Source organism: Streptomyces sp. NPDC046197 (assembly GCF_040646295.1).
In the GTDB taxonomy this organism is placed as follows: domain Bacteria; phylum Actinomycetota; class Actinomycetes; order Streptomycetales; family Streptomycetaceae; genus Streptomyces.
The window spans coordinates 1-4,248 of record NZ_JBEYZY010000073.1 but is presented as its reverse complement, the minus strand read 5'-3'; the positions used below and the strand labels follow the sequence as shown (position 1 = coordinate 4,248).

Annotated in this window: 4 protein-coding genes; all 4 read right to left on the bottom strand. The window is 71.6% G+C overall.

Going from position 1 to position 4,248, the window contains the following annotated elements:
- Positions 1 to 167 precede the first annotated feature (167 nt).
- Positions 168 to 1,340, bottom strand: coding sequence for an acetoin utilization protein AcuC (locus tag AB0A61_RS40470; protein ID WP_361304486.1), 1,173 nt, complete (start codon positions 1,338 to 1,340; stop codon positions 168 to 170).
- Positions 1,291 to 2,502 carry an MFS transporter gene (locus AB0A61_RS40465; RefSeq protein ID WP_361304483.1) on the bottom strand — a complete coding sequence of 404 codons (1,212 nt, stop codon included), beginning with the start codon at positions 2,500 to 2,502 and terminating at the stop codon, positions 1,291 to 1,293. The genes AB0A61_RS40470 and AB0A61_RS40465 overlap by 50 nt, the downstream gene beginning before the upstream one ends.
- Positions 2,503 to 2,568: 66 nt before the next feature.
- On the bottom strand, positions 2,569 to 3,393 hold the full coding sequence (locus tag AB0A61_RS40460; protein ID WP_361304480.1) for a VC0807 family protein: 825 nt from the start codon (positions 3,391 to 3,393) through the stop codon (positions 2,569 to 2,571).
- Between the two features lie 93 nt (positions 3,394 to 3,486).
- The gene (locus AB0A61_RS40455) at positions 3,487 to 4,131 is read right to left on the bottom strand and encodes an HAD family hydrolase (RefSeq protein WP_361304477.1); all 645 of its coding nucleotides are present in this window, start codon (positions 4,129 to 4,131) and stop codon (positions 3,487 to 3,489) included.
- Between the last annotated feature and the right edge of the window lie 117 nt (positions 4,132 to 4,248).

The window sequence follows — 4,248 nt, the reverse complement described above, 5'->3', positions numbered from 1 at the left end:
CGGCCAACGCCGGCACCCGAGCACCCCGCACACACCAGCCGACGCCGGCACCCGGGCAACCCGCACACACCAGCCGACGCCGGCACCCGAGCACCCCGCACACACCAGCCGACGCCGGCACCCGAGCACCCCGCACACACCGGCCGACGCCGGCACCCGAGCACCGGCTACGCCAGCAGGCCCCGCAACGGAAACACCGCACGCCGCGTCGCCAGGATCGCCTGGTCCAACCGGTCCGCCGGGTCGTACCCCGCCTCCCAGTCCGACCACGACACCGGCCACCGCCCGTCCGTCATCCGCATCGGCCCCAACTGCCGTGTCCGCGCGTACACTTCCTGCCGCCAGCTCTCGGGGATCACCGTCTCCGGCGCCACCGGCCGCCCCGCCGCGATACCGACCAGGTGCGTCCAGGACCGCGGTACGACCTCCACCACCGCGTAGCCGCCCCCGCCCAGCGCGACCCACCGCCCGTCGGCGTGCTCGTGCGCCAGGTCGTGACACGCCACCTGCACCGCCCGCTGGGCGTCCAGCGACACGGCCAGGTGGGCCAACGGGTCCTCGAAGTGCGTGTCGGCCCCGTGCTGCGTCACCAGCACCTGCGGCCGGAAGTCGGCGATCAGTTCCGGCACCACCGCGTGGAACGCCCGCAGCCACCCCGCGTCCCCGGTCCCCGCCGGAAGCGCCACGTTCACGGCCGACCCCTCCGCGGACGCGGCGCCGGTCTCCTCCGGCCACCCCGTCTGCGGGAACAGCGTCCGGGGGTGCTCGTGCAGCGAGATCGTCAGCACCCGCGGATCCTCCCAGAACGCGGCCTGCACCCCGTCCCCGTGATGCACGTCCACGTCCACGTACGCGACCCGCTCGGCGCCCAGTTCCAGCAGCCGCGCGATGGCCAGCGCCGCGTCGTTGTAGACGCAGAACCCCGACGCGCTCCCCGGCATCGCGTGGTGCAGCCCGCCCGCGAAGTTCACCGCGTGCAGCGCCTCCCCGCGCCACACCGCCTCCGCCGCCCCGACCGACTGCCCCGCGATCAGCGCGGACACCTCGTGCATCCCGGCGAAGGCGGGGTCGTCCAGCGTCCCCAGTCCGTACTTGCCGTCCGCCGACCGCGGATCCGCCGAGGCGTACTTCACCGCCTCGATGTAGTCCTCCCGGTGCACGAGCCGCAGCGTCGACTCCCCGGCCGGCTTGGCCGCGACGACGTGCGCCTCGCGGTCGAGCCCGAAGGCACCGACCAGTTTCCGGGTCAGGGCCAGCCGGACCGGGTCCATCGGGTGGTCCGGACCGAAGTCATAGCCCGTTACTGCCTCGTCCCACATCAGCTGTGCGCGGCCGCTCATGCCCGCCACCGTATCGGTCCGGTTGAGGAGCGAACGACCGGGCGTAGCCCAAGGTCACCAGCACCAACACCATCGGCACCAGCATCGCCCCGCGATAGCTCCACGCGCCGCCCAGCGCCCCGACCAACGGCGAGCCGACCAGAAAGCCGACGTAGTTGAAGATGTTGAGCCGCGCTATCGCCGCGTCCGACGCCCCCGGGAACAACCGCCCCGCCGCCGCGAACGTCTGCGGCACCAGCACACACAGGCCAAGGCCCAGCAGGGTGAACCCGAGCATCCCCACCCACGCGTCCGGCGCCACCGCCACCACCGCGAACCCGCCGGCCGCCACCAGCGCCCCGAGCCGTACGACCGCCACGGCCCCGAACCGCCGTACCCCGAAGTCCCCGATGGCCCGCCCCACCAGCGTGGTCACCATGTACACGTTGTACGGCACGGTCGCCAGCTGCTCCGAGCTGCCCAGCACGTCCTTCAGATACTTCGCGCTCCAGTTGGAGACGGTCGAGTCCCCGATGTACGCGAAGGTCATCACCAGACACAGCGGCAGCAGCAGCCTGAACACCACGCTCCCGCCCGTCCCCTGCGCCGCCGCAGCGGGCGCCGGGCCCCCGTCGACGTACCACCGGCTGCCCACCAGCGCCGTCGGCAGCAGCACGGCCACCACCGGCAGGTACGACACCCACAACGCCAGATGCCAGTGCGCGCCCACCCAGGCCAGCGAGGCACCCATGATCCCGCCGAGGCTGTAGGCGGCGTGGAAACTCAGCATGATGCTGCGCCCGTACGTCCGCTGCAGGCTCACCCCGAGCATGTTCATCGACGCGTCCAGCGCGCCGACGGCGAGCCCGAAGGCGGCGAGCGCCACGCCCAGTTCGGCGACCTGATCGCCCGCCCCGGCACCGAGCAGCGCCAGCAGCACGACGGGCTGGGACCAGCGCAGCAGCCGGCTGGGGCGTATCCGCCGCACGAGGTGCTCGGTCGTCACGCTGCCGACGCCGGCCAGGATCGGCACCGCCGCCAGGAAGGCGGGGAGCAGCGCGTCCGAGACCCCGTACCGGTCCTGGATGGCCGGAATCCGCGTCACGAGGAGGGCGAAGGTGGCGCCCTGCGCGAAGAAGCTGAACGCCAGCGAGGCCCTACCGCGCCGCAGCACATCAGTCATGGCGGCGAGCGTAGGGCCCCTGGCTACCTGTGGGTAGATCCGGCCAAAGATGAATTTGGCTCAGCTTTACCGGGCGGCCGCGACGGCCGTGACTGCAGTCACCGGAGCGGTGGCCACAGGGGCGGCCACGGGAGCGGCGGCCTGCCGGACCTTCGCCGCGCCGTCCTTCGCCGCGCCGTCCTTCGCCGCGCCGTCCTTCGCCGCGCCGGCCTTCGTCTCGCCGTCGTTCGTCTCGCCGGCCTTGGCCTCGGCGATCAGCATGTGCGCCATCGGGCCGGCGGCCAGCGCACCGCTCACAACGAACCCCAGCACCATCGCCACCACCGTGATGACCGTGCCCAGCCAGACCATCGTGTCGATGGGCAGGGTGTAGGCACCCACGACCCGCGCCACACACTCGGTCAGCAGCACCACGCCCCACACCAGCGAGAAGCGCCGCTCGGCCCGCCGGAACGCCTCGGACCGGGCCTGCAGCCGCGCCCAGGCGGCCTCCCGGCTCGCCTCCCCCTTCACCAGCCACGGCTTCATACCGGCGCTCATCATCGGCTTGCCCAGCGCCACGGACACCAGGATGCCGATGCCGATCGCGCTGCTCACCCCGCTGTCCTTCGCCAGCATCAGCCTCGCGTCCCCGGCGACGGAGCTCAGCAGGATCCCGACGACGTTCACGAAGAGGATCAGCGCGGCCAGCCCGTTGACCTTCCGCTCCTTGAGCGCCCCCCACGCGGTCCGCACCGCCGGCACCGCACTGCTCCAGCCGAGCGCGGCCACACTGCTCAGCCCCAGCCCGTTCTTCAGCAGGTAGTACCCGCCGATGGGGGCCGCCACGTCGATGAGCAGCGGGGCGACGTTCTGCAGCTTGCTCTGGCTCTTGCTCGTGTTCGTCGTCATGCCCCTAGCTTCGCGGTCGGGGCAGGTCCGGCAGTAGAAACGATCGTCCGGAGCTCCGCATGACAAATGTCAGTGCCTTGCGGATGGCCCGAGTCATATCAGCAGGTCCGTCAACTGCCCCATGTCGGAGAAGAGTTGTACGGCACCCGTGAGCCGGTCCGCGGGCGTCATCGCGGTGAACCCGTACACGTCCATCCCGGCCGCCACGGCGGCCTGCACGCCCAGCGGGGAGTCCTCGACGACCACGCACCGCCCCGGTGCGACACCCATCCGCCCGGCCGCGTGCAGGAAGAGGTCCGGCGCGGGCTTCCCACGCCCCACGTCCTGCGCGCTGAAGATCCGCGCATCGTCGAACCACCGGTCCAGCCCCGTCGCCCGATGCCCCACCCGGATCCGCTCATGGCTGCCCGACGAAGCGACACAGTACGGCGTCCCGTCCGCCGCGAGCTTCTCCAGCAGGCCGGCCGCGCCGGTCACCGGCTCCAACTCCCGCTGGAACGCGGCGAAGACGCGAGCGTGGAAGACGTCGTCGAAGTCGTCGGGCAGCCGCTTCCCCGTCCGCTCCAGGACGACTTCGTGAACCCGGTGCATCGCCGACCCCATGTAGTCGCGAACGGAGTCCTCGTAGGAGGTGGGGTGCCCCAACTCGGTGAGGTAGGCGGCCAGCAGCCGGTTCGAGATCGGCTCGCTGTCGACGAGGACGCCGTCGTTGTCGAAGATGACGAGGTCGTAGCGCATGCATCGACCCTAGACGACCCCGGAACGCAGAAAACCCCGCACCGTGAAGGTGCGGGGTTTTCCCAAGAATTGTTCGGCGGTGTCCTACTCTCCCACAGGGTCCCCCCTGCAGTACCA

What these genes read in the sequence shown, in the direction of transcription:
- AB0A61_RS40470 (WP_361304486.1), bottom strand. Translation starts at nt 1,340, where the DNA reads ATGAGCGGCCGCGCACAGCTGATGTGGGACGAGGCAGTAACGGGCTAT.
- AB0A61_RS40465 (WP_361304483.1), bottom strand. Translation starts at nt 2,502, where the DNA reads ATGACTGATGTGCTGCGGCGCGGTAGGGCCTCGCTGGCGTTCAGCTTC.
- AB0A61_RS40460 (WP_361304480.1), bottom strand. Translation starts at nt 3,393, where the DNA reads ATGACGACGAACACGAGCAAGAGCCAGAGCAAGCTGCAGAACGTCGCC.
- AB0A61_RS40455 (WP_361304477.1), bottom strand. Translation starts at nt 4,131, where the DNA reads ATGCGCTACGACCTCGTCATCTTCGACAACGACGGCGTCCTCGTCGAC.